Below are 26506 nucleotides of genomic sequence, written 5' to 3'. Positions count from 1 at the left end.
ACTTGCTAAAAAATACGCAATTTTTTATTTTTGCAATCCAAGCAGTTCTCGAGGAGATTTGCACATCATTGGCAAATAGGACAGCACTACCGAAACAACAACTACAGCGCATACTATTGCCGAAACTCCAACAAAGCACTGCAAGTCTACTTGCACAACAAGTTTTTCCAAAGTTCTAGTTGCCAAAGTTGATTCGAGATTTCCACCAGCTTGACCCATAGTGCTCAAATCAGCAGAAGCAGAAGATTTTACGGATCCGAGTGCAGCGGCACCCATCCACGGAGCTATGATTTTTGCAAAAAAGTATCCAACAACTAGCGAAGGTATTGCAATAAGTAGAACCTCGCTAATGTACTGACAAACTATAGACAGCTTGCTTTTGCCAATCGCAGTAAATACACCAATCTCATGTCGCCGCTCATTCATCCACAACAAAAGCACCAATCCAAGCGCAATAATAGCGAAAGATATTACTGCAATAGTCGTAATAGTCATCATTGAATGAACGCCTTTAGCGACTCTCAATAAGCCAGCAACGAACTGATCGTCACGAGTTAGCTGATAATTTTGCAAATCAATAGGCAATTTAGCGGCTTGCGCCATAATATTATCCGCATCCTCACCGCGCTTTACTTTAAAACTTGCGTCCTGATATATTTCTTTTCCTGGCTTATATTTATACAATTCGCGCGTAGTTTGCAAATCTGTATACACAGTATTGGCAGTAAGTTCCGCCCTAGTTGAAACTTGTCGCTTATTTGCTCCAGCATAAATTCCAACAATACGAGTTTTTACAGTTGCGGTTGATTGTTTAATATTGTCGGCATCGTAAGGGTTAGCGCGAAGTGTAAGAGTATCTCCTACATGTAATCCATTGGCTTTAGCGAGATCTTCATGAATAAGAGATGCATGAACATTGCTAGCAAACAAATGCTTACCTTTAGATACGTTTATTGCTTTTGTTTTAAACGCATTAAGCGCAGTAGAATTATTGGTTCCCTCAATGTTAACTGCATTTCCAAACTGCTGCTCGCGCTTTTGATCATAATCCTGAACGCCTGGAATTCTCGCAGCTTTGGCATTAACCAAATCAGCTGTTACATTTTGGCGAACTACGTACGAAGCAATTCCATTCAACTTTGCGATTGCTTGTACATCTTTAGGTTTTACAGTTCCAGCTCCTCTAGGAGTTCCAGGATTTACTTGCGGATTATTTGCAAGTACGAAACTAGATTCAGCTTGCGATTCAACTTTTTGCACCTCTTTATTAGCGGCGCTCGAAACTGCAGAAATTGCAAATAATAATGTTGAAATAAGAAATAGAACAATGAAAACTATTAATGTTTTTATTCGTTTCCTCAGAATGTAGCGTATTGCACGAGAGATAAACGTCATCGACTACCTTTCCTCATTGAAAAATGACTGTATATAGTATGTAAATATACGGTATGCCAGTATAACATATGAGCACTTATAACCACAATATAAAAAAGCCGGCCCTACGATTTCGCGGGGTCAGCTTTTTGTTTGCGCGACGACCTGCTTGAGCGCAGCACAGCGCGCGCGAAAGCAACTCGGAGCGGAAACTCGCTTAAGTTGGAAGTCCAGTGGACTTCCAACGCGAGTTTCGTAAGCGAGCGCTTATAGCGTGAGCGCCATCTGCACCAGTGTCCCAAAACAAGCAAAATCGGACACGCGTGCAGTCGTCGTGCTGCGCGCGTGTCCGAAGAACAGGATTAAGAGACCATAACGCAGCGCACCATCTGCACCAATAACGAACAGCAATGTCGAAATAAGAAATACAATAATGAAAACTATTGCTGTTCTATTCGTTTTCTTAGAGTGTGATATAACATATCCTTACTAAAAATGCGTTTAGTATCATAGTTTAAAGCGAGTAGATCTACTATATAATAAATTTCCCTCCACAAAATAAATTGCGGAGGGAAACTTTTTATGTGTAAATATAGCAGGATCTAGCAGAATCTCACAGTATTCACAGGATCTACAATATTTACAGGATTAATCATCAGTGAAATCTATTGTCAGTTTTTTACCGTCAATACTGAACTTTCCGTAAACATAGCCACTGTTTTGAGTACTGTCACTCTCCCAGTCACTGTCATCAAAATAGTTGCTCTTGTAGCGATAACTTATGTCGACATTAATTTCATTACTTCTAAAAGTACCTGAATCCATGTCGACTTCGTCTAGATCTGGTACACCGCTAGTTGAGCGTTGAATACCATCGTATTGATAGTCATAGTACGTATATAATCTTGCAAAAGAGCAATTTTCTGGTACATCCGTATCAGTGGAAGCTACGCATTTATCAATATGCTTTTTAATAGCTTTAGTAAGCTCTTCTTTTAAAGCATCCGTAGCTTCCAATTTCAGTGATGCAGGTGTTGAAACGCCAATTTCGTTAACCAATACATTAGAAGTACCAGTAGTCCACAATTGTGAATCCTTTACAGATTCAATATGATAACTTCCTGGATACGCTGGCATAAGATAGCTTGTAGTAACACCATCATCAGAGTAAGTGTAGTCTGAAGAATATCTGTCTTTTGCACCGTCTGGAGTTTTCTTGAAATCATCCAAGTTTATTTCGGAATTATTGACTTTAATTTTCTTAACCTGGTTTGGTATTGACAAGCTAATTTTTCCAACTGATGGATATTGAACCTTGTAAGAGTCGAAGAACAGCCACTGTTTTCCTCCTGGCACAAGTACAAGATTCATTGAATCTCGTTGACCAGCAATTTTGTAACTAACCTTGAAAGAATTGTATGGACCACTAACAACATTTACGTCTGTTATACGGCTTGTTGCAGATTTTCCAATTGCGTTTGTTAGAAGTACTTTACGATTTGCAGGAATCTTTGATGTAGACCAGTCCGTCATATTGTTAGCTTCATCAAAATTTCCTTCTTGCAAATACTTTACGTAACGCTGGATAGTTGCCTGCGGCGAATAAATATTTTGCTGGATAACAACATATCCTATTCCGAGAACTACTATCGCAATAGCAATTATTATGAGGCTAATTTTTGTGCCTCGGCTCATCGGCTTACCTTTAACAACGTAGTCTGTTACAAAGCCGGAACTAGGTGATTCAGGAGTAAAGTATTCTTGCTGTTGCGGATACTCCTGTTGGATTGTATAAGGCTGATTAGCATAAGGTTGATTAGTGTAATCTTGCTGAGCATAATACTGCTGGTTTGCGTAATTTTGCTGCCCATAACCAGTCTGCTGCTCATAGCCACCCTGTCCATAACCAGTCTGCTGCTCATAGCCACCCTGTCCATAACCAGTCTGCTGCTCATAGCCACCCTGTCCATAACCAGGCTGCTCATAAACTTGTGTATTTTGTTGAATTAATTGAGTCGGCTGAGTCTCATTAAACTGATTTTGAGGATACTGCGCAGACTGTGCTTCTTGATAATTTTGTGCTTCTTGCATCGGCTGATTAAGAGGCGCTCCGCAAGATGAGCATATCGCTACTCCATCGGGATTCTGGTTATTGCAATATGGACAATTCATATATTTCTCTCCGTATATTTTTACAAAATAAGCCTAGCAGACAACACTGCTAGGCTTATGGCTTATTAAATATATTTACTTAAGGTAATTACCTAAATTATTTAAACTATTAGTTATCTCTTGTGTTTTATTCATAAGGTTATTCGAAGGAATCAAAGAATTAACCATAGCAGTATTGATTGCAGCAACGATAAATATTGCAACAACTCCAATCAAGATAAAGATAACCCACATCCACTCGCGATCGAGCTTACCCTTATATCGAGCAGTTGCCATAAACGACACAGGAATAAGCATTAATAGCACCAAGTAAAGTGTGTTCAAAGCCATAGATGGAACTTGCAAAACAGCACCAGGATTATTCATCAACAATGAGATGTCTGAATTGCTGTAGATTATAGACGCAGCTACAGAACCACCGCTTTCTATTCTTCCTCTAAAGTAAGCCATAACAGCCATATTTGGAGCAATGAAAGTCAATAGCACTGAAACAATTTGCAAACCTAAAAGCGGTACGAGCTTTTGTGCAAAAAGAACATGAAGCTGAGCTGGCGAAATCTCATCACCAAACATCTTCATACCCAACAAAGCAACACCGTATACAGCATATACGGTAATCATTCCGATAATAAACTTATATAAGAATAGTGTAAAAGGCACACCAGGAGCTGCCTGTCCACCTAACTTGGACATGAGACTCATCAAACCGCTATTAGAAGCATTGTAGAAAGAAAGCGAAGAGAAATATGCCTGGAAACCAAATAGTAAGCCAGAAATAACAGAAATCAAAACTGCATACAGGTTAGATACGCGATATCTCTTGGAAGGATTCTTAAAAGCTGTTCCCAACCAACGGAAGAAGTTCATCATTTGCTCAGAATTAATCTGGCTAGCAAGCTGCTGAGCATAACGAGCTGCACCCTGCTGTACTGGCTGGCCAGGACGAGCAGCATACTGCTGCTGTTGAGCAGGCGCTGGCTGTCCATATGGAGCTTGCATTGGCTGCTGCATTGGGCGAGGCTGCTGAGCAGGCTGAGCATACATAGGCTGCGCTGGGCGCTGCATAGGAGGCTGCTGAGCAGGAGCAACAGGCTGAGCAGGAGCCTTAGCTACTGCCATATTATTTCCACAACTTTTGCAGAATTTTGCGGCATCATTATTTTCAGAACCGCACTGAGCGCAAACTTTCATTTGTCTCTCCTTGTAACTATTGGAATCAACCCAAACTAGAATCAATCCACTTTATCCGTGCATATTACGTACACACGAACGCTATCATTTAATTGTATTACTTCGATAGAGACAACCTATATCTTATTAATTGTAATTTTTCTGAAAAATATACTATAAATGCAGAAAAAATACGAAAAGTCGCCTGATAATAAAAAATTATCAAGCGACCAACAATAATTAAAAAATTAAATAGCAAACCCTAAAATGCGCGCGGCGGAAACTGGAACAGCTTCATCAGCCCAATAATCTTCAAGATTCTCATCAGTAGAAATAGAACGCATTTCAGCACGATCAATATATAATTCACCGCGCAAATGATCAGTCTCATGCTGGAATATACGAGCCGGCCAACCGTGCAATTTCATAGAATGCTGCTTACCATCCTCGTCCTGCCAAGTAGCCTGAATATCAAGCCAACGCTGACGAACAGCTTGATATCCTGCAACGCTTAAGCAACCTTCATAAAAACTTCTAGTCTGAGTGCCGATCGGCTCATAATGAGGATTAATAATCGCGCGGAATGGAAGCTCAGCTATATCACGAGGATCATCCTCATCATCACGAACGTGATCTTCAATAACTGCAATAGCAAGACCTAAACCAATCTGCGGGGCAGCTAAACCTACTCCAGGAGCAGCAAGCATGGTGCTATGCATAAGAGAAATCAACTTATCAAGAGTAGCACGAGTAAGTTGACCATCGTATTCAACAGTACGCTGTCGCAGCACAGGCTCACCTGCTTGAACAACAGGAAGTATGCCATCCTCGGTAGCAGAATCCAAAAGATGCTCTACCGCACGGCTAAGTTTAGTATCGACACTGGCATGATGCGTAAACATAGGACTCCTTACACTAAAAGACGTTTCAATACACACGTACAGTCAACTTAAGATTCACGTTTAAAAAGTGAAAATCAGAGATACAGCACAACACTAAGGTGATAATTGTAACAAAATTCTACTAATTTTGCTAGCTTTACAGCTTAAGATTATCAACCACTACTTGAGCAAGGCGAGCGCAAACTTCATCAGCTTGATCTTGAGTAGCAGCTTCGCACATAACGCGCACAAGCGGCTCAGTACCACTAGGACGTAGAAGCACGCGACCTGTATCTCCCAAAAGCTTAGATTCCTTTTCTACTGCAGCAAGAACAGCAGCGTTAGTTTTTGACGCCATTTTATCTACATTTGGAACATTTACAAGAGCCTGCGGAAGCTGTGGAAAATCTGCAGCCATTTGCGAAAGCTTCTTTCCGGAACGAACAACTTCGCGGCATAATGTCAAAGCAGTAAGCGTACCGTCACCAGTGGTGGCAAATTCGCGATTAATCACATGACCAGACTGTTCTCCACCAAGCGAATAATCATGCTTAAGCATTTCTTCAAGAACGTAACGGTCACCAACATTTGTTTGCACGGTTGCAATGCCCATATCTTTAAGAGCAAGTTTTAAGCCAAGATTGCTCATCACTGTAACTACAAGCGTATCGTGATTAAGTTTTCCTTCACGCTTTTTAGCTCTTGCTAGAATGCCCATAATCTGATCGCCATTAACCATATGGCCATTCTCGTCAACAGCCAAGCAACGATCGGCGTCACCGTCAAAAGCAACACCCAGATCAGCTTTCGAAGCTTTAACCATGGCTTGCAACTGTTCAGGATGCGTGGAACCAGCGTGATCGTTAATATTGTAGCCGTCAGGAGATGCGTTAATTACGATTACTTCAGCTCCAGCTCTGCGAAGTGCTTCAGGTGCTACAACAGAAGTAGCACCATTTGCGCAATCTGCTACAACACGCAACCCAGATAATGGCTTTGGTCGAGTTGAAGAATCACTATTTAGTGGAGCTACTGCAGAAACCAAATGATCAATATAAAGATTCGTTGCAGTATTAGTGTCATGACTAATACGACCAACGCCAGCGCCAGTCGGACGCTCCCAATCTTGGCCAAGCACAGCCTCAATCTCATCTTCCTTACTATCTGGAAGCTTAAAACCACCGCGAGCAAAGAATTTAATGCCGTTATCTGGCATAGGATTATGAGATGCGGAAATCACGGCACCCATCTCAACATTTAGAACAGAAGTTAAGAACGCAACGCCAGGAGTTGGAATAATTCCAGCATCAATAACGTCAAAACCGCCAGCGCTCATACCTGCAGACAAAGCTGCGGCGAGAAAATCACCCGATACGCGCGTATCTCTGCCAACAAGCGCACGACGGCGAGCATGTGCAGAATTATTAGCATCACCAGCCGACTCTACTTTTTCCGCAGAAGACGCATCTCCTAAAACGCGTACAGCAGCGTCGCCTAAATCAAGAGCAAGCTGAGCAGTTAAAGCACGATTTGCCAACCCACGCACACCATCAGTACCAAACATCCTTGGCATAATAAAGCCTCTTTCGCAAAATCACTTCAATCTGTGAGCGCACAAACAACATTGCATACTAGCACGTCACACTATTCGCAATTCTACTCACTGCTTTACATAACGCGCTAGCGCTTTGACAGAGCTAACTGGCGATAGTTAAATCACCAAACAAAGACACTCGCGCAGAAATAAAACTGCACGAGTGTCCCAAAACAAGCAAAATCAGACCCTAACGCAGAACGCAATCTGCACTAGTGTCTGAAGATAGTCAAAATCAGGCTCTAATGCAGAATGCGTACTGCAGGAGTGTCCGAATTTAGCGCAAGGAAGCGTTGTAATGCTGCACCTTAAGCGTGCGGCGCGAAGAATCAAGGCTGCCAAGCACCATGCGACGCAAAGCCTGATCCGCATCCTTATGCTCATCAAGCCAGAGCTGTCCGCGCTCAACTAACTCGTCTACATCCGCATAATTTGGATACAAGCCTTCAATCAAAGCCTCAGCCATGTGGAAAGTGCGATTCTTCCAAATCCACTCAACTTCAGCAAAGTAGCGCTCAACATAAGGCTTAACCAAATCGCCTTTAGCTGTGCTTGCAAAGCCAGCAACCACAGCACCCATTTGCATATTAGTCAAATCGAGATTACGCAAAGCCTGTTCAAAAGCCCAATCCTTAGCTTCTGCAGTTGAGCGAGCCGCACGAGCTTGGTAAGCGTATTCGCGATTCTCGGTAGTATCGCGCTTAGCTAGCTCAGCGTCAATTCCAGCTTCATCCAAAGCGTTCACGCCTGCGAGCGCAATAAGAATGCTCCAGCGCAAGTCATTGTCGATTTCCAAGCCTTCTAAGCTCACGGAACCGTCGAGTAATCCGTTAGCTACGCGCAAGAACTCAGCATCTCCAACTTCGCCGTATCCAAGATAAGCCTTAACGAGCTGGAACTGCTCGTCGGAACCTGCAGAAGCTGCCAAAGCCAACTGCCAGAGTTCGTGAGCTACATGCTTTGCGACTTCTGCTTGACGCTCAGGCACCACGTAGTGGCTTGCAGTCACCTTTACTTGACCAAGAGCATAGCGGAAAGTAGTTGATTCACGCTCAGTTGCCAAAGCTTTAAGGCTGAGTTCCACAAAACGTTCTGCTGGGAATTCTGCGTCGCGAGTCATATCCCACAATGCGAGCCAAATAAGCGAGCGAGTCAAAGAATCCTTGAAGCGATACAAGTTTTCTGCAGCAAATTCAAGCGACTTTTCGTCGAAACGTAACTTTGTATAAGTCAAATCGTCGTCGTTTACGAGAATAAGCGCAGGCATTTTTTCGCCGCTAGCTTCCGCAACTTCCGTCACTTCGCCGTCAACGTCAAGTTCGATTCGCTTCGTGCGCTTAATTTCGCCAGTTGCTTCATCTACATTGTAGAATCCAACAGCCAAACGGTGTGCGCGAAGAACAGGATGCTCAGCCGGCGCGCTCTGACGCAAACGCAAGGAAGCAATAGTACCGTCAGCTGCTTCTTCTACTTCGGTAGAAATCGTGTTAATTCCAGCCTTTTCAAGCCATTGAGCACTCCAAGACTTAAGATCGCGTCCGCTTGTAAGTTCTAACTCATGCAACAAATCAGCCAAAGTTGCGTTGCTGTATGCGTGCTTGCTCAAATAGTTGTGAATTCCTTCAAAGAACTTTTCGCGACCAACGTACGCTACGAGTTGCTTTAATACGGAAGCGCCCTTTGCGTAGGTGATGCCGTCGAAGTTAACGGAAGTGTCGTTCAAATCGTTGATTGGAGCCACGATTGGGTGCGTTGTTGGAAGCTGATCTTGATTAAGCGCCCAGCTTTTTTCGCCAGAATTGAAAGTGCTCCAAGCGTCATGCCACTCGGTTGCTTCAGCAGTTGCAAGAGTAGAAGTGAATTCTGCGAAGGATTCGTTAAGCCACAAATCATTCCACCACTTCATGGTCACGTAGTCGCCGAACCACATGTGTGCAAGCTCGTGCAAAACGGTTACAACGCGGCGCTCAGCATAAGCGTCTGTAACTTTGGATTCAAACACGTACTGATCGCGAATTGTAACCATACCAATGTTTTCCATAGCTCCAGCGTTGTATTCTGGCACGTAAATCTGATCGTACTTTGCGTACGGATATGGCACTCCCCAAGTCTTAGCGTAGAAAGCAAAACCTTTCTTCGTAATATCGAACAAGTAGTCAACGTCTTTTGCAAAAGCGTCTTTAAGAGCCTGACGGCAATACATTGCCATTGGCACTACGCGACCGTCTTCGTTGTTGTAAGTTGTGTGCCACTGCGCGTAAGGACCTGCGCAAATCGCAGTTAAGTAGGAGCTCATTTTTGGAGTTGACTCGAATACACAGCGCTTCATGCCTTCTACAGCGCCGTTTTCCAAAGTGCCTGCTTCAGTTTCGCGGCCTTCCAGCGCTGTTTCGCTTTTAACTGGCATGTTGGAAGTTACGATCCAGCTTTCTGGAGCGTCTACGCTAAAGTCAAAAACAGCTTTCAAATCTGGCTGATCAAACACAGCATAAACGCGGCGAGCATCCGGCACTTCGAACTGAGTATACAAGTAAACGTTTCCGTCAGAAGGATCTACGCTTCTGTGCAAGCCCTCACCCGTGTTTGAATACTGGCAGTTTGCTACAACTTCTACGGTATTATGCTCAAGAAGATTTTCTAGCTCAATTCGGCTGTCTGCAAAAACCTTAGAAACGTCAAGAGAAGTACCGTTTAACACCACCGACTCTACGCTGTTTGCAATCAAATCAAGGAAGCTTGTTTGCCCAGCTTTTGCACCAAACTCAATCTTCGTGCGCGAAGTAAAATCGCGTCCGCCTTTTCCTAAATCAAGCGCAACATCGTAGTGAATTGGCATTTGGATAGCGTCGAAACGCTCTTGAGCTTCTACGCGAGTCAGATTTGCTCCTGGCATATCTACCTTCCTTATATTTTTCTTATATATTTTTATATATTTTTATATATTTTTATATATTTTTATTCTTGATTATTTTCTGAAATATCTGCTACTACTGGCACTATCATTGGCTTCCTGCGCAAAGTTCTAGCAATCCAACTGCCCAAAGTACGTCTCATAACCTGCTGCAGCTTATAAGTATCACGCTCACCGTGCATCATAGCATCGCGCAACTGCTCTACTATTTGGTAGCGAACTTTTTCGAAATCACTTTCGTCTTCTGCAACTGCATTAAGATAAATCTTCGGACCAGAAACAACATCAGCTGTTTTAGTATTTACAACCACAAAGCTGGAAACGAAACCTTCCGTACCCAAAATGCGTCGCTTTTCAAGTTCCTCGTCTGTAAGCTCACCAACGGAATCGCCATCAACATAAACGTATCCGCAAGGCACAGAGCCTACCACTGCAGCGTTACCGTGATACAAATCCACCACATCGCCATCTTCAGCAAGCACAACGTTATTTGGATCAACACCAGTTTTTACTGCAATCAAGCCGTTTGCAACTAAGTGACGATGCTCGCCATGAATTGGCATAGCACATTTTGGTTTCACAATGTTATACAAGTAAAGAAGTTCACCCTCATTGCAGTGACCAGACACGTGAATAGCAGCATTATCCTTATTTATTACACGCGCGCCAAGCTGCACGAGTTTATTAATAACCTTATAAACTTCATGCTCATTTCCTGGTATAAGCGAGCTAGCTAAAATCACAGTATCAAACTCATTAACTGTAATATCTCTGTGATTTCCGTCAGCAATACGCCCAAGAGCTGCCATCGGCTCGCCTTGTGAACCGGTGCACATGTACACAAGTTTGTCGTCTTGAATATCCTTAGCTTGCTTTAAGTCCACAACTGTATTTTCAGGAATATGCAAGTAACCTAAATCTGCCGCAATCGACATGTTACGAACCATCGAGCGACCAACAAAAACGACTTTTCTTCCAAACTTGTGCGCTGCATCAACCACTTGTTGCACACGATGTACGTGACTTGAGAAGCTAGCAACAATAATTTTACGAGCAGCTTCAGCAAATGCGCGATCCAAAGCAGGACCAATAGAAGTTTCAGGTTTTACAAATCCTGGAACTTCAGCGTTTGTAGAATCAGCCATAAGCAAATCAATACCTTGCTCTCCCAACCGGCCAAATTCTACCAAATCCGTAATTCTATGATCTAGCGGCAGCTGATCGAGTTTAATATCTCCAGTATCGATAAGAGTTCCAGCAGCTGTTTTTACGCAAACTGCGAGCGCGTCTGGAATTGAGTGCGTAACTGTAATAAATTCAAGGTTGAATGGGCCAACTTTGAGCTTATCTCTACCTTCTACGCGAATCATTTTTGGTTCTATATAGTGTTCTTTACACTTTGCTTCTACGAAAGCAAGAGTAAGTTTAGAACCAATCAGAGGAATATCCGGGCGCATTTTAAGAAGATAAGGAACGCCTCCAATATGATCTTCATGACCGTGCGTCAAAACTAAAGCTTCTACTTTGTCAAGACGATTTTGAATATAGTGAAAATCTGGAAGAATCAGGTCTACGCCTGGCTGTTCTTCTTCTGGGAATAGTACACCGCAATCAATAAGCAGAATATGACCGTTATACTCGATTACGTTCATATTACGGCCAATTTCGCCAAGTCCACCAAGCGGCACAATTCGCATGGAGCCTTTACGATATTTTGGCGGCGTAATAAGTGCGCCTTCGCGCTGATCGTTTACTACTGGCGGCAGCGCGTTAGCAGATTTTGTATCAGTTTTTACAGCAGATTTTTTAGTTTTTGCAGACTGAGAAGACTGTTGCGATGTTGTCGATTTCACAGATTCTGTAGATTCTTTCTTCATAGTTTTTTTAACAAATTTACCGGTGGATTTGGCCGCAACAGAGCTGCCGGCGACATCATCTAATCCTGCTTCACGCAGCGCAGCATCCAACACAGCTGCAATCATGTCGTCTGTTAAATCAGCACGTTGCGAATTTCCATCGTGACGAGCATCACCAGCATCGTCAGACTTACTCAACGCTGTTATGCTCATAATTTAGTGCTTACGGAAATGATCCCAAACTTTAATGCCAATACCAATAACTACTACGACAATTGCAAAAATTAAAAATGCTTTAACAGCAGCACCAGTTTCTGGTAACTCAAAGCTTAATGCAGCAGCATTATTCACAAACATTCCACACATATTCACCTCTGTTCTACACAAAATCGCACCAACGTACTATTTTGCAGCACTCACCGCAAAACTTACGATTTTTGCGAACACTTATTTTCTATTATACGCGACTTGGCTTACTGACAAAAACCATTACAATAAGCCACCCTAATATTGCTATAGGAATTGCAGCCAACGTTGAAATCCACGGCACCATAATGCCAGCGTGCACATTCCACGCGTCTATTGCAGAGCCTGCAGCTAGTGATCCTAAAGATGCTCCAACAGCAGAAGCCGTAGGAAGCCAAGATAAGCCTTCTGTAAGCGACTGTTCTGGCACTGTTGCTTTTACAATAAGATTTCCTGTTGCAAAAATTGGTGAAACGCATAGGCCGGATAAAGTTTCAAATACGCTTAGGAACAATAGGTGATCAATACTAAGGCTCATAAGTATGTAGCCTAAAGTGAGCAAACTTAAGAAAATTATAAGATGCGACCAGTTAGATCCAGGGAACTTATGCGAACCAAAAATTATTGCTCCTATAAGAGATCCAAAAGCAAATAAAGCCAGCTGCAAACCTATGAGATTTTCCAAATTTTGAGATTTCATAGTAGCAGTAATAGAAACGTCGAATGCACTAAAGCTCATATTAAACACTACGAACATAATAACAAGCGGCAAAATGCCTCTGTATAAAAGCACGTTTTTAGTTTTTTTATTATTATGGTTACGCAGACGTTTTAGAGTAAATTTGTCAATAAACGACGCATCTTTTTTAGAATCTACTTCTACTGACTTATCTTTTTGTACTGCTATAAGCACGTCAACATCGTTAGAGGAAGCAGAATCTACTTGCAAAACTGTTAGCACTGCCGGCTGCGTATTTCTCAGTGAGAAGAACCACGCTCCGCCTAAACCGCTTGCTAAAATCGGCACAAAAAGCTGCGAAACTGGATGTACTGAAGTAGCTAACCAAGCTGCAAGAATAGGGCCGAAAATAAACACAAGTTCGTCAATTCCAGACTCTAAAGCGTACGCCACGTTTAGCAAAGTGTCGTCATTTTCAGATTTTAACGTGTACGCCCATCGAGTTCGCACTAAAGCTCCGAAAGCAAACTGCGTAATTCCCATGATTATTGCAAGCACAAACAAAACAGGAAGTGACACGTGAGCAAGTACCGCAAAAGCAAAAGCTAACATTGCTACAACCTGTGAGCTTAAAGCTATGCCACCAATTTTCCGCTGTCCAAAACGATCGAATAATTTTGCGTACAATGGTGTAACTGCAGCCTGTGCTAGCACGTACGCTGCAGCCATCGCTCCTGCAACAGTCCAATTGTTATATAAGCTGTTTAAAGCAAGCACAATACCTAAACCCATCATAGACATAGGAAGACGTGCTATTGCAGCAGAAATACAGAATGCTTTTGCTCCGCGAAATGCGAATAATCTTTTATAATTGTTGGCTGCAGTATGTTCAGAAGCTGCAGTTTTTTCTGATTCTGCTGACTTCTTATTCGCTTCTGGCGACAACATACTACTCACTTTCCTTACAAAGAATCTTATAAAACTATTTTCACATTCAATTTCGGCATCTTACCGATTTAGAGCATCTTCTTATTTTAACCAGAACCTGTATATTTTATAAATAGTTATTACGATTTCTAATAAATAACTATCGTTTTTGTATATACTATATCCAGCAAAATTAAGCGTATACGTTTGTTACTTGTTCTGCTCATGTCTCTTAGTACGTGAACAGAAAGGCTCACCAGAGTATATGAACAAATCGTCTACTAAATATTTTGAGTCACTATAGTTTGAGTAAATAGCTTTATTTGCATTGTCTTTTCTGCACCATACGGCATCTTTACGCAATCCGTGATAATCATAGAAACTAACATCACAAGCAGTATCCGTATGCAAGTAATACCTGTTAACTCCTTTACTGCGAAGCATTTGCATAGTTTGTTTCCATAATCTTCCACCAACACCGTGTCCTCGAGACTCTGGAGAAACTATAAATAGTTCTAACTCTGCTTGAGTTAAGTCGTTAATATGCGATTTAGCTTCTAGTTTTGTTTCTATAGCACGCATGGATTTTGCAGCGTGTAAAGCTTTTGAAAAATTAGGATCTGGATTTTCCAACATCATTTCATCTTGCTTTTTGATCATATCGCGCAATTGTGGAAAAAGTACTTTGTCTTCAAATACTCGAGAAAAAAGTAGTCCCATAAATTTTCCGTTAGACTGTGCGATAATTCCATGCGTAGATGGTTCCATATAGTGCATTACGAAACGTTTAGAAAGCTCTTTTGACGCTTCTTTTCCAACTATATCCGGTATACCCCAGGTACGTTCATACTCTTCAGATATTGAATCAATATCTTCTATAGTTACAGGCCTAAATGTTACTTCCAAGATATTCCTCCTTCGATTTTTCTCTATATATACAATTATTACGTAATTTTTCCGTCAAATGCAATCATTTATAGTATAAAATTAGCCAAATAGCAGCACTTTCGTTTTAATTTACTTCATCATCTTCACTATCTTCACTATCTTCATCATCTTTAAGTGCAAATTCAGGAGTATTGCGAAGCTGCGAAAGAATTTCTTCCCTACTTTTTGCTTCAGCATGTATTTCTCGCCCAGATTCATCCTCTACGTCCACATAGTAAAGCGTAGCGTCGATAGCTTCTAAAGGTGCATTTGTTATTAAAGAAAGCAACAGTCTATACCAATCGAGTTGCGCAAGTTTACGCTCTATATCATCTGCTTTAGTAGGCTTATGTCCAGTTTTCCAATCAACTACTGTATAGAGTTTGCTTTTGTCTTTGGTATCTAGACCTCCTGCAAATACAGCGTCTATTTTGCCGTTAATAATGCGATTACCTAATTCGTTTACATGAGCGACAATTGGTTGTTCTGCAGAAAGCGGACGTCGAAAAGCCCAGCGCGATTTTACCAGTCTTGACTCCCATAGAAGAAGTTTTTTCTGGGCTGAAATCTCAGCTCTTGACAAAGATTCATCGTTTTCAAAAGCAAAATCATCATTTAAATGACTTTCATATAACGATTTTTCAACATCAAGATCATTAATCATATTTTTTTGTAAATCTGTATGATCTTTTAGCTCTACCCCACTTTGCACAATATTTTTCCAAGTAGAACCCAAAGAATAAGTTTCTTCACTGTTTGTTTCAAAATTTTCAGCAAATACACAACCTGCTTTAACAAATTGTTCCGCCCAAGCGTGGAAACGAGTACCCAAATCTGCCTCCGGCGACACAATTCTTGGAATTGGACGTATAAGAGCCATCCACTCGTTGCGCAATCTAATATTTTGGTTATTTTGAAGCTGATTTTTAGGCAAAGATTTGTTATTATCAGCATGCAAATCAACTCTTCTTTGCAATGCAGTAACAGGCAATCTTCCAGAATCGTTAAGTTTTTCTACTTTAGACTGCAACCAGTCGTTATTATTCCAATTTTTAGGCATTATATCGTTATCTTCTGCAAGTTCTTTTGCTCTAATAAGTAGAGAGTTATTTAACTCAGATTCGCCTAAAAGCGGATTATTATAAGAAGATTTATCATTTAATACATTCTGCTCGTTAAGATTGCCTTCTAAAACATTGCCTTCTAAAACGCACTTTGCGGAACTTTTTAACGCTTCTCTTATGCCGTCACTTATACTACTAGGCCAAGAGAGAGAAGTTGTTTCAAGTTTTTCAGGAATACTACTAGGCTGAGATAAAATTTTAACTAAATCATCACAATAGTCGCCAAGTATATAGCCTCCATCATCACCTATCGTAATTTTTGCACAAGAATCTTTTTTATTTTGCGAAAAAAGTTCCTGCTTAACGTCGCCATTATCAGCAGAATCGTAAACTTCATCCCAAAAAACTGAAGATTTTTTTGTAGAACCTTTATCATTTAAAGCCATCGAAGTATTCGCACTGCAAGTAAGAAGAGCAGCAAATTTTGCGCGCGTCAAAGCCACATACATAAGATGACGCTCATCCGCATGCAGCGCACGACCTCTTTCTTGCGATTGAGAAAGAGGAAGAGAACCGTTTCTTTTACTTTCACAAACTTCTTTTATTTCATCCGGAAGATCTGACTCATCAATACCAGCTTTATCGCATATAGTTTTTGCAATATCAACTAAATATGATGCTCTAGAGCCGTACACTTCTTCATCAAATTGCTCAGCACTCTTAAAATCCGCTAAAGAAATTTCCGGATTCATACTTGTTTCAAGATCTGCATTATGCGGAAATCTTGGAAGTATATCTGCGTCAACTCTAAGCGGTACAGGAACTTTAGAAGCTATAGAAATAGCAGCATACGCGGTTTCATTATAAGAGCATTTACCTTCAGACTCGTTTCTACTCACCTTTAGTTCATCTCCTTGAGAGCTTGGAAACGCGCCGTCATTAAGACCAACTAATGCCACAGCCGGCCATTCCAAACCCTTAGACTGATGAACTGTCATAAGAACTACATCAGCTGGATCATCTAAAGAAACTGGGGAATCTTTAACAGAACCTAAACTGTTTAGCCATTGTATGAAACCGTGCAAAGTTGGAGCAGTAAAATCACCCATTTCTTGCACATACGAGTCAGATAAAGCAAGTAAAGCGTCAAAAGAAGAACGCATATCTGCTAGCAGACTATCGCTTGTCGACTCAGAATTACTAAGTGCTTTAGCTACAGCAACATCAATATCTATTTGCAAAGTTTCAACAGCGGCACGTATTATTTCGTGCAAACTGTCGTGACGAGCACAGTCTACAGCATTAATCATTCCACCTAATCTCAATGCTGAAGCAAAACCATGCTCACTCATGCAATTACGCAAAGAATCTAAACAAGAGTCTACAGAACCTGCAGACCCTACCGAGTCTACTGCATTAATTCCAGATTCTCTTTCCTCATTCTCCTCATAAGCTTTTATAAATACGTCAGCTAAGAACACTCCTCCGCGAATATTTGCTGCCTGAGGATCTTGCTGAGATTTTTCACGAACTACTTTAGCGAACTGTGATTTAGGAATATTAGCGTCTACTAAACCAGCCTGAACTAAAGCGCGAAAAATATACTCTGTATTTGCCGAGGTTGCAATATTAGCAGCCGCTTCTAAATCACTTGTGTTAAGAGAAAAACGCGCAGTAGCGCATAAACGCATTAATTCTGAAGTTTTACTATGATCATCTACGACTTTTAGCAAAGCAAGAACGTCTTTAATTTCCGGCTTTTCTAGCATTGCAGAATATCCTACTGTAATTGTGCGCAAACCAGCTTTTTGTAAAGCCTGCTCGTACAAAGAAATATTTGTTTTGCTGCGTAAAAGCACTGCAAGGCGAGGACTTTTTGTATCAGTACGATCATTATCTGCCAGTTTTGTATTCTTAACATACTTTGCAAATCGCACAACAGATTCAATTTCTTGATATTGAGTAGGCAGTTTCAAAACTCCCAAAGTTCCTAACGAGGAAGATTCTGCTGAATTAAGACGAGTGACTGCAACTTCACTTGCAAGAGAACTGCTATGCTGTACAGGCGGAATTCTAAGAGGGTGAGTAATAGAATTAGCTGCAGCTAAAATCAGCTTTGCATTACGTCTTGTAACAGTAAGCGAATACTTACAGTCTTCATTAAGATTCAAAGTATCATAAAACTTTCGAAAAGCTCCAGAACTAGCTCCTCTAAACGAATAAATTGCTTGGAACGGATCTCCTACTGCAGCTATGCGAGTATCAGATTCCACAGTATTTTCAGTATTTAGTTTATGGAACAAAGCAGTTATAAGCATTGCTTGTGTTGTTGAAGTATCCTGATACTCGTCAAGAAGAACATATTTATATTGACGACGATAATTCGCAGCAATTGACGGAAAATGAGTAACTAAACGGTATGCAGCTATAGTAAAATCGCTAAATTGTGCCATATTTGCGCGTTGTTTTGCGGCATCAAATTCAAGCACTAGATTTAAAAGAATATCTCTTTTTACAGCAGAATCGTATAAGCTTTTGCAAGATTCGTTATACGTGTTAGGAAGAGTACTATTTAAATAATCTACATACTTTTTCGCATATTCTGAGCATTTATTTTTATAAGTTTCGTCAGTATCTTTTTTTGTGCGGCTAAGTCTGCAGATTGGTTTTTTAGCAAATTCTGCAATATTTTTAGCTTTCTCAATATCGTTATTTTCTCGAGTAGCATCACTAAAACTTTGGTATGATGAATTATTTTCATGCTTTATTTTTAAGACTTTGCATAAGCAATTTATAAACGCAGTATTCCACTTTTTTGCCTCATCAACAGCGCTAGCAATACTGTCTAAAGATTCACCTTTGCTATTTACGCCAATCATTGAGCAAGCTATATCTGAAGATAATGCCAACACGTCGTTAATAAGAGCATCCCAGTTATACCAGCGAATATCTTCAGGATGCTTTTGGAAGTAATCTCCAATCAGTGGTTTTATAAGCTCGCGAGCGCCAGCTTCACTTAATGGTTGAGTATTGTGGTCAAATCCTACAAGTAGTCCGTATTGGCGTACGATAGATTGGAAGAACGCATCGTATGTCATAACTTCAGGTTTCATAAATAAGTTACTTATAGAATTATTATTTGAAGAATTATTTCTGTGCTGGTTTACGGCATTTGAAACTCTAGAAAGTAGTTCGGATGCTGCTTTGTTAGTAAATGTTAATCCTAGAATACTTTCTGGAGCTACACCCATTTCTATAAGATTTATAACTCTGCGGGTCATTGTGTAAGTTTTTCCAGATCCAGCACCTGCTACGATTAGCATGTTTTGTTTAAGAGATGCTTGTATGGCTGCAGACTGTTCAGGACTATCTGTGATTTTGTTTTTTGTAATTCCTGTTATTTTTGCAGTTTCTTTCATTTTCGCACCTCGTATACTGTATCTACTTGTCCTGCGCATGCTGGGCATACGTTACGATTTCTGCAGTAGCGCATGTGTTGCGGAGTTGGTTTAGCTGTGATTTTGTGAGATTTAATAATTGCAGCAGCGTAGAATACTCTCGAAATCATAGCAAGTGACCATTTTGCGCAAGTTGGTAGCGATAAGAAATCTTTCCAAACTTTTTCGCTAATATTGCCAGGATTTTCTCGAATAGCATCCCAATCTATATCACTTAATTTGTTTATATCTTTTATATTTGTTCGCGGTTCGAAAGGATCTGTATTTAGCATGTTATTTTTAAAAATAGGTTGCTGATATATGTTTTCTGCTACATTCCGATCCTGTGCTGGATAGTCTTTTTCTACTACGTGGAAAAGTACGCTTCTAGCGATTCTAGGAGGATTTGGCATATTTATAAGCGGATTTTCATCAGCAAAAGCTAAAGCAAGCTGGTAGCATACAAGTTGTAAATCATTAAAAACAGCCGACGCACTTATTGGTTTTCCTGTTTTATAGTCTATAAGACGTAAAATTTTCGTTCCATCGTCTAATTTTCTTAATTCTTCACGATCTATGCGTCCATGAATATGTATGTTGAGATTTTCTTTAGCACCGTCAGGCCAGCCGCCGACTAGTGCGCCCATTATAGAGAAAACTTCACTTTTGCTGAGTTTTTCAGTATTCTCAGCACTATTTGAGTTACTTAAAGTTTCATTAACAACTTTAGTTATGTCATCTAAACTTATGTGAGCACTTATAGGTAATTCCACATACGCTTCTACTAAGTCTCCTATGCTGCTTTCTAAATTCTTACTTGATTTGCTAAGAGACTCCACTACACCAGTTTCTGACTTTTTTGCTACTAAATTATAGTTGCAAGCGTTTTTAGAAGTCACGAAATACTGCGCTATAGCGTATATTGCACGATCAATATTATGTTCTCTTTCAATTGCTTTATAACGTTCTTCAAGATTATGAACTTCACTAAAATCTGGTGCAATACTGTGATAATACTCAATCATTTGTTTTGCAACATACGAAATGAGTTTTACTTGACTAGAGTAAACAGATTGCTCAGATGATTCATTTTTATCATTCGTAAATTCTTCAATTTTAACTTCCTCAATATCGAAGTGTTTTTCTTCACTTGCCCAACGAGCGGTTTCGTGAATTAAAGTACCGAAAGATGCAGCTACGCTACTTGATTGCGGCCCTGAAAACTTTCTATCTAATAAACCACACACAGGGCAAGCCCATAAACTATCTACCATAGAAGGAGACAAACTAACTTCTGTAGAATTATTATCTTCAGCAGTTGAGTCTACATTAATATTTTCTGTAGATTCACCATCTGCATGCATGAAATCCCATTGTTCTGGGTTTGCGCAAGAAACTCCATGGTTTCGCAATAATTTTAGAGCCTGGCAAGCATCATTTACATAATTTTTATTAGTTTGAGAATCTGCTGTAGCGTTGGAAACATCACTAATATTACTTGCGCTACTTGCGCGAACAAGTCGAGCTCGAGCTGCAGCAACAAGTCCACGAACATCCATATCTATACCAGCAAAAGGCTCTACTCTTTGAGTAAATTCAGTACCTTCCCCGTCCTCGAAGTACCATTCCGGTAGATAAGAATAAAGAAAATCACTAGGAGTGCATTCGTCACTTTTAACAGCACTTATATTAAGAGTTTCAGTTGCGCGAGTAACTGCTGTTAAGAAGCTACGCTGTTCAGCTGCAAAAATAGTGGCTTTATCGTTATAAGAAAGATTTTTTATATTTAATGAAATTTTGTTATTTTTAGAGCTGTTTATTGAAGAATTACGAGATTCCAGCACAATTTGCGTTAATATTTCTACACCAAACATTGTGCTGCGCGAAGCTAAATTAGGCCAAACTTTTTGTTCTACGCTAGGCATCCACACTAATGGCCAATGATTTCCAGCAGCTCCTGCAGGAGTTGTAAGAGTGACTGCATCTGTAACAGGTGCTACTGAAGCTAAAGAGTCTGCCTCAATTTCCATACCACGCACTTGAGCTATAAAATCAATAATATCTACACTATTTTTGCCGGAATTACTTAAATTTTCTTCCTTAAAGTCTTCTATATTGGAATTACTAAAAGATTGCACATAATCAAATAATCGCATTGCGGCATCAAGTCTATCGTTTGCTAATCTTCCTTCGCGATTGTTAATCAACGCAAGCTTTTGCCATAAAGAAGCAACATCGCTCATCTGCCAAGCTTGAGAAAGAGCATATTTTGCAGTCCGCAAATATGAGTGAGAATTAAGTTTTATAGCAAATTTACAAATATTCTGCCAAACTTTAGAAAATGCAAGCACATGAGGATCGTGAGGTGCCATAGACTCGAGAATAGAAATTATTGTATTATCATCATCTTTCTCGGCAAAAGAATTATTAGAAGTTTCTAAACTGTTTGAAAAAATATTTTTGCAAGCAGAAAGTAGCAGCAGTAAATAGCATGAATTGAGACTAAATTTTTTACTATCTTCATTTGGATTTGAGTCAAAAAGTCGATTATCAATACTAATTTGCTGAGCTTTTTGCGAATTTATATTAGATTCATGCAAAACTTTATCAACAAACAAATTCCATTCTTTGATAGCACTTTTTAATGGAGCAACTTCCCCACTAACACTGCTATCTACAACATCAGCATCAACCATTGAAGCCAGAGAAACTAAAGAACGCAAACAAGACTCAACGCTACTCATGCGAGTAGGGCGCAAAAACTCTACTGTTTCTCCGCTATAACGATATAAGCTCACAAGAGGACTATCTACAATTGCAGTAAGTCTTTCTCTAACAAATAAAGCTATGCTTTGCAAAGTTTTACCATTTTCAATCTGTTTGAAAATATAAGAACTTCCACGACTTACAAAAATCGCAAGCTCTATAAACGCAAAAAGACCTTGCACAAAAGGTTCTTCACTCAAAGGTTTTGTTACAAGAGAATATCGTACAGGTACACCGTCTTGTTTTAGCCTCTCGCCAAACGCACGAACTATAGAATTATCGTGCGCTATAAGAGCCATATCAGACCACGCTCTGCGTTTAGATACATGATTTTGCTTAATATCCCACACAATGGCATCTAATTCTTGGCTTGTAGAACGATATAAAGATGCAGTCAAACTATTATCTTTAGACAAATATGGAGTTTTAGGATTAGAACTAACCATATTCGTAACAGCTTCTATAGGATATGCTCCCTCAAAAAGCTTTAGTTTCCACGGGCGCTTAGGAAGCGCAATAGAGGAATCAAGTTGCGAAGAAATAGAAAACGATACGCGAGAAGAAAGTAAATTAAGAGCTGAAATCTTAGAATAAGAGCTAACAGCATTATCAGCGTTATTATCAGTCAGTTTTATTTCAGCAGCGCAAAGAGGTTCTAAACGCGCAGCAGAAATAACATAATCAGGATAAGATCCGCGGAAAGATTGCACTGACTCATCCGGATTAGCAAGAAGCACAATTTTAGTACCAGCCTTACTAAGTGCTTCAATAAACGACAAGCCAGCCAAAGTTACATCATGAAAATCGTCAACAATAAGAACTTCTGGTATAGGGCAATCATAATTATCAAGAGATATGCTACTTTTTAGTTCTTCTACCACATTCGCTCCCTCAACAAGCAAACTAGAAGAATCCAAACGAAAATCATGCGGATACTCAACAGAAACAAGATTCCTATATTCTTTTCGCAAAGCAAAAGCTAAATTCCATTGAACTTTGCATCTAGATACAATCTCACTACTTTGAGAATCATTTGTACCAATATTTGTATCAATATTCGTACCACTGTTGCCAGCATTAGAAACATTATCTAAGTATGAAAAAACTTTCGACTCGTCAGAATCGCTTACACCAAGTTCATCTAATCTAGCAAGCATATCGCGAAGTTGATGTATAAAAGCGGAACTTATGCTACTTAAACTATCCTCCTCAGCGCTTTTAACACTATTCGATTTGTCAGTTAAACCAGTTAAATCATTTAAATCAGTTAATACACCAACCCACGATTTAGTAGAAAAATAGTTCTGTAACAGATCGCATACAGAACAATCACCATTTTCACCACGTAAAACATGATCAATATGAGATTTCACAACTTGGCGAAGAATAGCATCCTGCTCAGCACCATTAAGTAATTTAGGCAAATACGAGCCATTCATACGACTTCTAGCACTAATAAGCGAAAACGCTAAAGCAGAAAGCGTACCAACAGGCCTAGCTTTATCGGTGACACCAAGCTCACGAATAATATCGTCAGAAAGACGATCTGCAATAACCCTATTCTGCACACTCAACGCATTAACTCGACGAGGCCAACGCTTGCAAGCGCACAACATCGCCTTGAAAGCAAAACGAGTTTTACCGTAATTCGGAGCGCCGAACACAAGCAAAGTATTCGTCGCTTCACCATTAGGTAGTTTAAGAACCCCATCAAAAAGCGCCTGCAATTGAGCATCTTCGTCACACATACTCATCATTCTAGCAACAAAGCATTAGCAGAACATCTACGGAAAACGTACTGAATCATACGGAACCATACGAAACCATACGAAACCATAATATAAAGCCCCGCGCAAGTAGAATAATTTTACTTTTACGCAGGGCAAATCAAATATTACAATTCAGCAACCACACTTTTTGGCGCGAGAATCTTTAAGAGCAAGAAATACTCTACCTAAAACAACAAAAATCAAAGTTAAAATCACCAACAAGTAAGCTACTCCGACGCCTACAGTTGTTGAATTTACAGTGCTCGGAGCAAAACCAAACCATCCAGCTGGAGAACCGTAATTTAAGAAATTATACGGAGCTTGCATAGCATGCTCCCCCCAACGAACCCCGGATATTTGAGCTAAAGCAACCACATACGCAACGTAAGAAAGAGGAGGAATTACAGAATAGTAAACATGAGTTTTACTAGAGCGGAAACGATAATCAAAAAGTAAGAAATCTGCTATAGCAAGAAGAGGAGCTATAAAATGAACGCATAAACTATGAGCACCAGATTGCATATACGCTTGAACGAAACCTGCTTTATCTGTAGGCGCAAGGAAGCACAAATATAAGGAGAAGGTTACAGTAATCGAAATAGTCATCATGAACTTAAAAACATACCAGGCGTTAGATTTATTATCCTTCCAACCTAGCTTCTCGTTCAATGCGCGACTTTTAAGAACACTACGAGTATCAAAAAATTGTGATCCAGCAAGCGCAACACAAATCATTACATTGGAAAGCTTCGTAAAATAGGTAAGACCCATCCAGCCATCCCAAGAAATAACCATTCCGTAAACGCTCGCAAGAATCGCAAAAATACGCACAAAACTACGAATATAATATTCTTTATAAGTTACTAGCTGCGAATTACTATCCTCATTAACTATTTCAGCAACAACATTATTATCATTAGAAAAACCTTGACTAGAATCTTCAGATAAGTAGGTTTCCGCGCTCATATAATCTCACTTTCAAACGTCACGCACTGTAATGTAGCAAACCGCAAACAGTAAAGCATGCAACTTTAAAAAGCTGACAAAACAATTAGCGGATGCAATAATTCAATATTTATAGCATAACTAACAGCAACGCAGTGGATAAAAGTGCAAAAACAAAGCAAAAATTTTGTACAGAAAAGCAAATAATAAAAAAAAAATAATAAAAAGCTAGTCGCTTTATGCTGCTTTTAAATATTATCAAATATTAATAGTGAATAAACTGTAATGAAGCAGCCTGGCTTGCTGAGAAAGTACGTGAGAATGGTTTTCCAGCAAAAATAGCACCACATTCTGAAGTCTCAATAGAGCCATCAGGATTAATCTTTTCAACAACAGCAACATGTCCACAAGTACGATCAGAACCAAACTGACCTGGAGCAAACACCATAATATCGCCAACGTGACGCGGAGTACGATCAACCCAATAACCAAGCTGACGTGCGCTGTTAGCCCAGGAACCACCATTACCAAAATGAGATCCAACTGGCAAACCAAGCTGATGACGACGGATATAAACCCACCAGGTGCACTGGCTGAAGGAATAAGCATTGCCTATATCGCCCGTACCATGATTCGGGTTAAATCCTTTAGGAAGAATATTAGCATCCAAATCCATTAAATCAGCTACAAGAGGATTATTCGCATTAGAACGAGAAAGCTGAGCTAAATCAAAACCTGAATTTGAACCAAAATCCCATTTAGTACTAACTGGCGAAACAGTAGAAACCGTATTAGAAGAATTCGGATCCATTGCCGAAACAGCATTATCAATATCTCGCAAAGACTCTTCAATGCTCTCGCGCTGAGTAGAACGCGAAGCAGGAGCAGCATTAACATCGTAAGAAAGCGTAGATAAAGTCGAATGTGCTCCATCAACACGCAAATCAGAACTATTTGTCTTAGCTAAAGACATTGACGCAGCAACAGCACCAAAAGCAGCAATCAGAGAAGTAGAAACAATTAAACGATTTCGACGCTCTGCAGCAAGACGCTCAAGACGAATCTCACGACGAGTACGAGGAATAACCTCATCTATACGACGAGCAACATCTTCACTTAACTCAACTACAGCACCATTGCTAGTAGCAAGCCCAAGCAGATGCTGCTTAGAGCGCAAACCATGAGCAGCACCATGAGTTCCGCGCGCAGCAGAAAAAAGCGACAAAGGCGAATCAACGCGCCCTGCTGCTTTCTTTGCACCATGTGCGGCATGTCTCATATAAGAACTACTCCTACAGTATGTTTCAGCTATAATCTCGTATTTGCATTACTGCGCTACGAAAATTAACACACAAGTAAATGAATAAATCAGCATACTTGCTGTCAACAATTCGAAAGTTTACAACGTGGCGCGGATAGAAACGACACGCTAACTTACTTAAGTATTAAAGAATTAATCAATATGAATTACTAAAACTCGACACTAAGTCACTGCACGTTGTATGGTTAGTTGTATGAAGTTTGCACCCATAATTAATCCAGATGCGCGTAAAGAAGCACCTAAACCGCTCCGCGTAGACTTGTTTAAAGCATTTTTTATGGGTACTTTTGTATGGTTAATAGCAACTGTTGTTGTATTCATTTTAAAGCTGCTAAATCTTGTACCATGGATGGCTGTTATAGTTTGCGTTTTTGGATTTATTATTGGCTTGCTAATGCTTATTTGGGAACACTTCGATCGCTGGGACTACCGTCGCCTCGGAAAGTAATTATTTAGACGTAATTATC

15 protein-coding genes are annotated in these 26506 nt (G+C 40.2%); 1 reads left to right on the top strand and 14 read right to left on the bottom strand.

Annotation, left to right across the window (positions count from 1 at the left end; all coding sequences use genetic code 11):
• Positions 1–24 precede the first annotated feature (24 nt).
• From ACNEUN_RS05605 to ACNEUN_RS05540, 14 genes are all read right to left on the bottom strand, one after another.
• Positions 25–1395, bottom strand: coding sequence for an ABC transporter permease (locus ACNEUN_RS05605; protein ID WP_463631403.1), 1371 nt, complete (start codon positions 1393–1395; stop codon positions 25–27).
• Positions 1396–2022: 627 nt separating this feature from the next.
• Positions 2023–3546, bottom strand: a complete 1524-nt coding sequence (locus tag ACNEUN_RS05600) for a zinc-ribbon domain-containing protein (protein ID WP_463631401.1) — start codon at positions 3544–3546, stop codon at positions 2023–2025.
• A gap of 75 nt (positions 3547–3621) precedes the next feature.
• Positions 3622–4737, bottom strand: coding sequence for a zinc ribbon domain-containing protein (locus ACNEUN_RS05595; protein ID WP_463631399.1), 1116 nt, complete (start codon positions 4735–4737; stop codon positions 3622–3624).
• A gap of 227 nt (positions 4738–4964) precedes the next feature.
• Positions 4965–5618 carry a peptide deformylase gene (locus ACNEUN_RS05590; RefSeq protein WP_463631397.1) on the bottom strand — a complete coding sequence of 218 codons (654 nt, stop codon included), beginning with the start codon at positions 5616–5618 and terminating at the stop codon, positions 4965–4967.
• A 136-nt stretch (positions 5619–5754) separates the two neighbouring features.
• A complete protein-coding gene (glmM, locus tag ACNEUN_RS05585; protein WP_427877351.1) occupies positions 5755–7170 on the bottom strand; it encodes a phosphoglucosamine mutase in 1416 nt (471 codons plus the stop codon).
• A 298-nt stretch (positions 7171–7468) separates the two neighbouring features.
• Positions 7469–10084, bottom strand: a complete 2616-nt coding sequence (gene pepN, locus ACNEUN_RS05580; protein ID WP_463631395.1) for an aminopeptidase N — start codon at positions 10082–10084, stop codon at positions 7469–7471.
• Between the two features lie 62 nt (positions 10085–10146).
• Positions 10147–11979 carry a ribonuclease J gene (locus ACNEUN_RS05575; protein WP_463631461.1) on the bottom strand — a complete coding sequence of 611 codons (1833 nt, stop codon included), beginning with the start codon at positions 11977–11979 and terminating at the stop codon, positions 10147–10149.
• A 195-nt stretch (positions 11980–12174) separates the two neighbouring features.
• Entirely contained in the window at positions 12175–12324 is a 150-nt protein-coding gene (locus tag ACNEUN_RS05570) for a hypothetical protein (protein WP_463631393.1), read from the bottom strand.
• Between the two features lie 91 nt (positions 12325–12415).
• Complete coding sequence (locus ACNEUN_RS05565; RefSeq protein ID WP_463631392.1) at positions 12416–13831, bottom strand: MFS transporter; 1416 nt, start codon at positions 13829–13831, stop codon at positions 12416–12418.
• Between the two features lie 189 nt (positions 13832–14020).
• Positions 14021–14716 carry a GNAT family N-acetyltransferase gene (locus ACNEUN_RS05560; RefSeq protein ID WP_427877357.1) on the bottom strand — a complete coding sequence of 232 codons (696 nt, stop codon included), beginning with the start codon at positions 14714–14716 and terminating at the stop codon, positions 14021–14023.
• Positions 14717–14822: 106 nt separating this feature from the next.
• Positions 14823–19220: an ATP-dependent DNA helicase gene (locus tag ACNEUN_RS05555; RefSeq protein WP_463631390.1), complete on the bottom strand. Its 4398-nt coding sequence runs from the start codon at positions 19218–19220 to the stop codon at positions 14823–14825.
• Positions 19217–23752, bottom strand: coding sequence for a PD-(D/E)XK nuclease family protein (locus tag ACNEUN_RS05550; protein ID WP_463631388.1), 4536 nt, complete (start codon positions 23750–23752; stop codon positions 19217–19219). Before ACNEUN_RS05550 ends, ACNEUN_RS05555 begins: the two co-directional genes overlap by 4 nt.
• Before the next feature lie 153 nt (positions 23753–23905).
• The gene (locus ACNEUN_RS05545) at positions 23906–24739 is read right to left on the bottom strand and encodes a Pr6Pr family membrane protein (RefSeq protein ID WP_427877363.1); all 834 of its coding nucleotides are present in this window, start codon (positions 24737–24739) and stop codon (positions 23906–23908) included.
• 244 nt (positions 24740–24983) lie between these two features.
• Positions 24984–25997: a CHAP domain-containing protein gene (locus tag ACNEUN_RS05540; protein ID WP_463631386.1), complete on the bottom strand. Its 1014-nt coding sequence runs from the start codon at positions 25995–25997 to the stop codon at positions 24984–24986.
• 235 nt (positions 25998–26232) lie between these two features.
• Between ACNEUN_RS05540 and ACNEUN_RS05535 the strand changes: the two genes are divergently transcribed.
• The gene (locus ACNEUN_RS05535; protein ID WP_427877367.1) at positions 26233–26487 is read left to right on the top strand and encodes a DUF2530 domain-containing protein; all 255 of its coding nucleotides are present in this window, start codon (positions 26233–26235) and stop codon (positions 26485–26487) included.
• Positions 26488–26506 lie beyond the last annotated feature (19 nt).

It is taken from the genome of Gardnerella sp. C0684A1, assembly GCF_055326835.1.
This window is presented reverse-complemented; position numbering and strand designations above follow the sequence as displayed.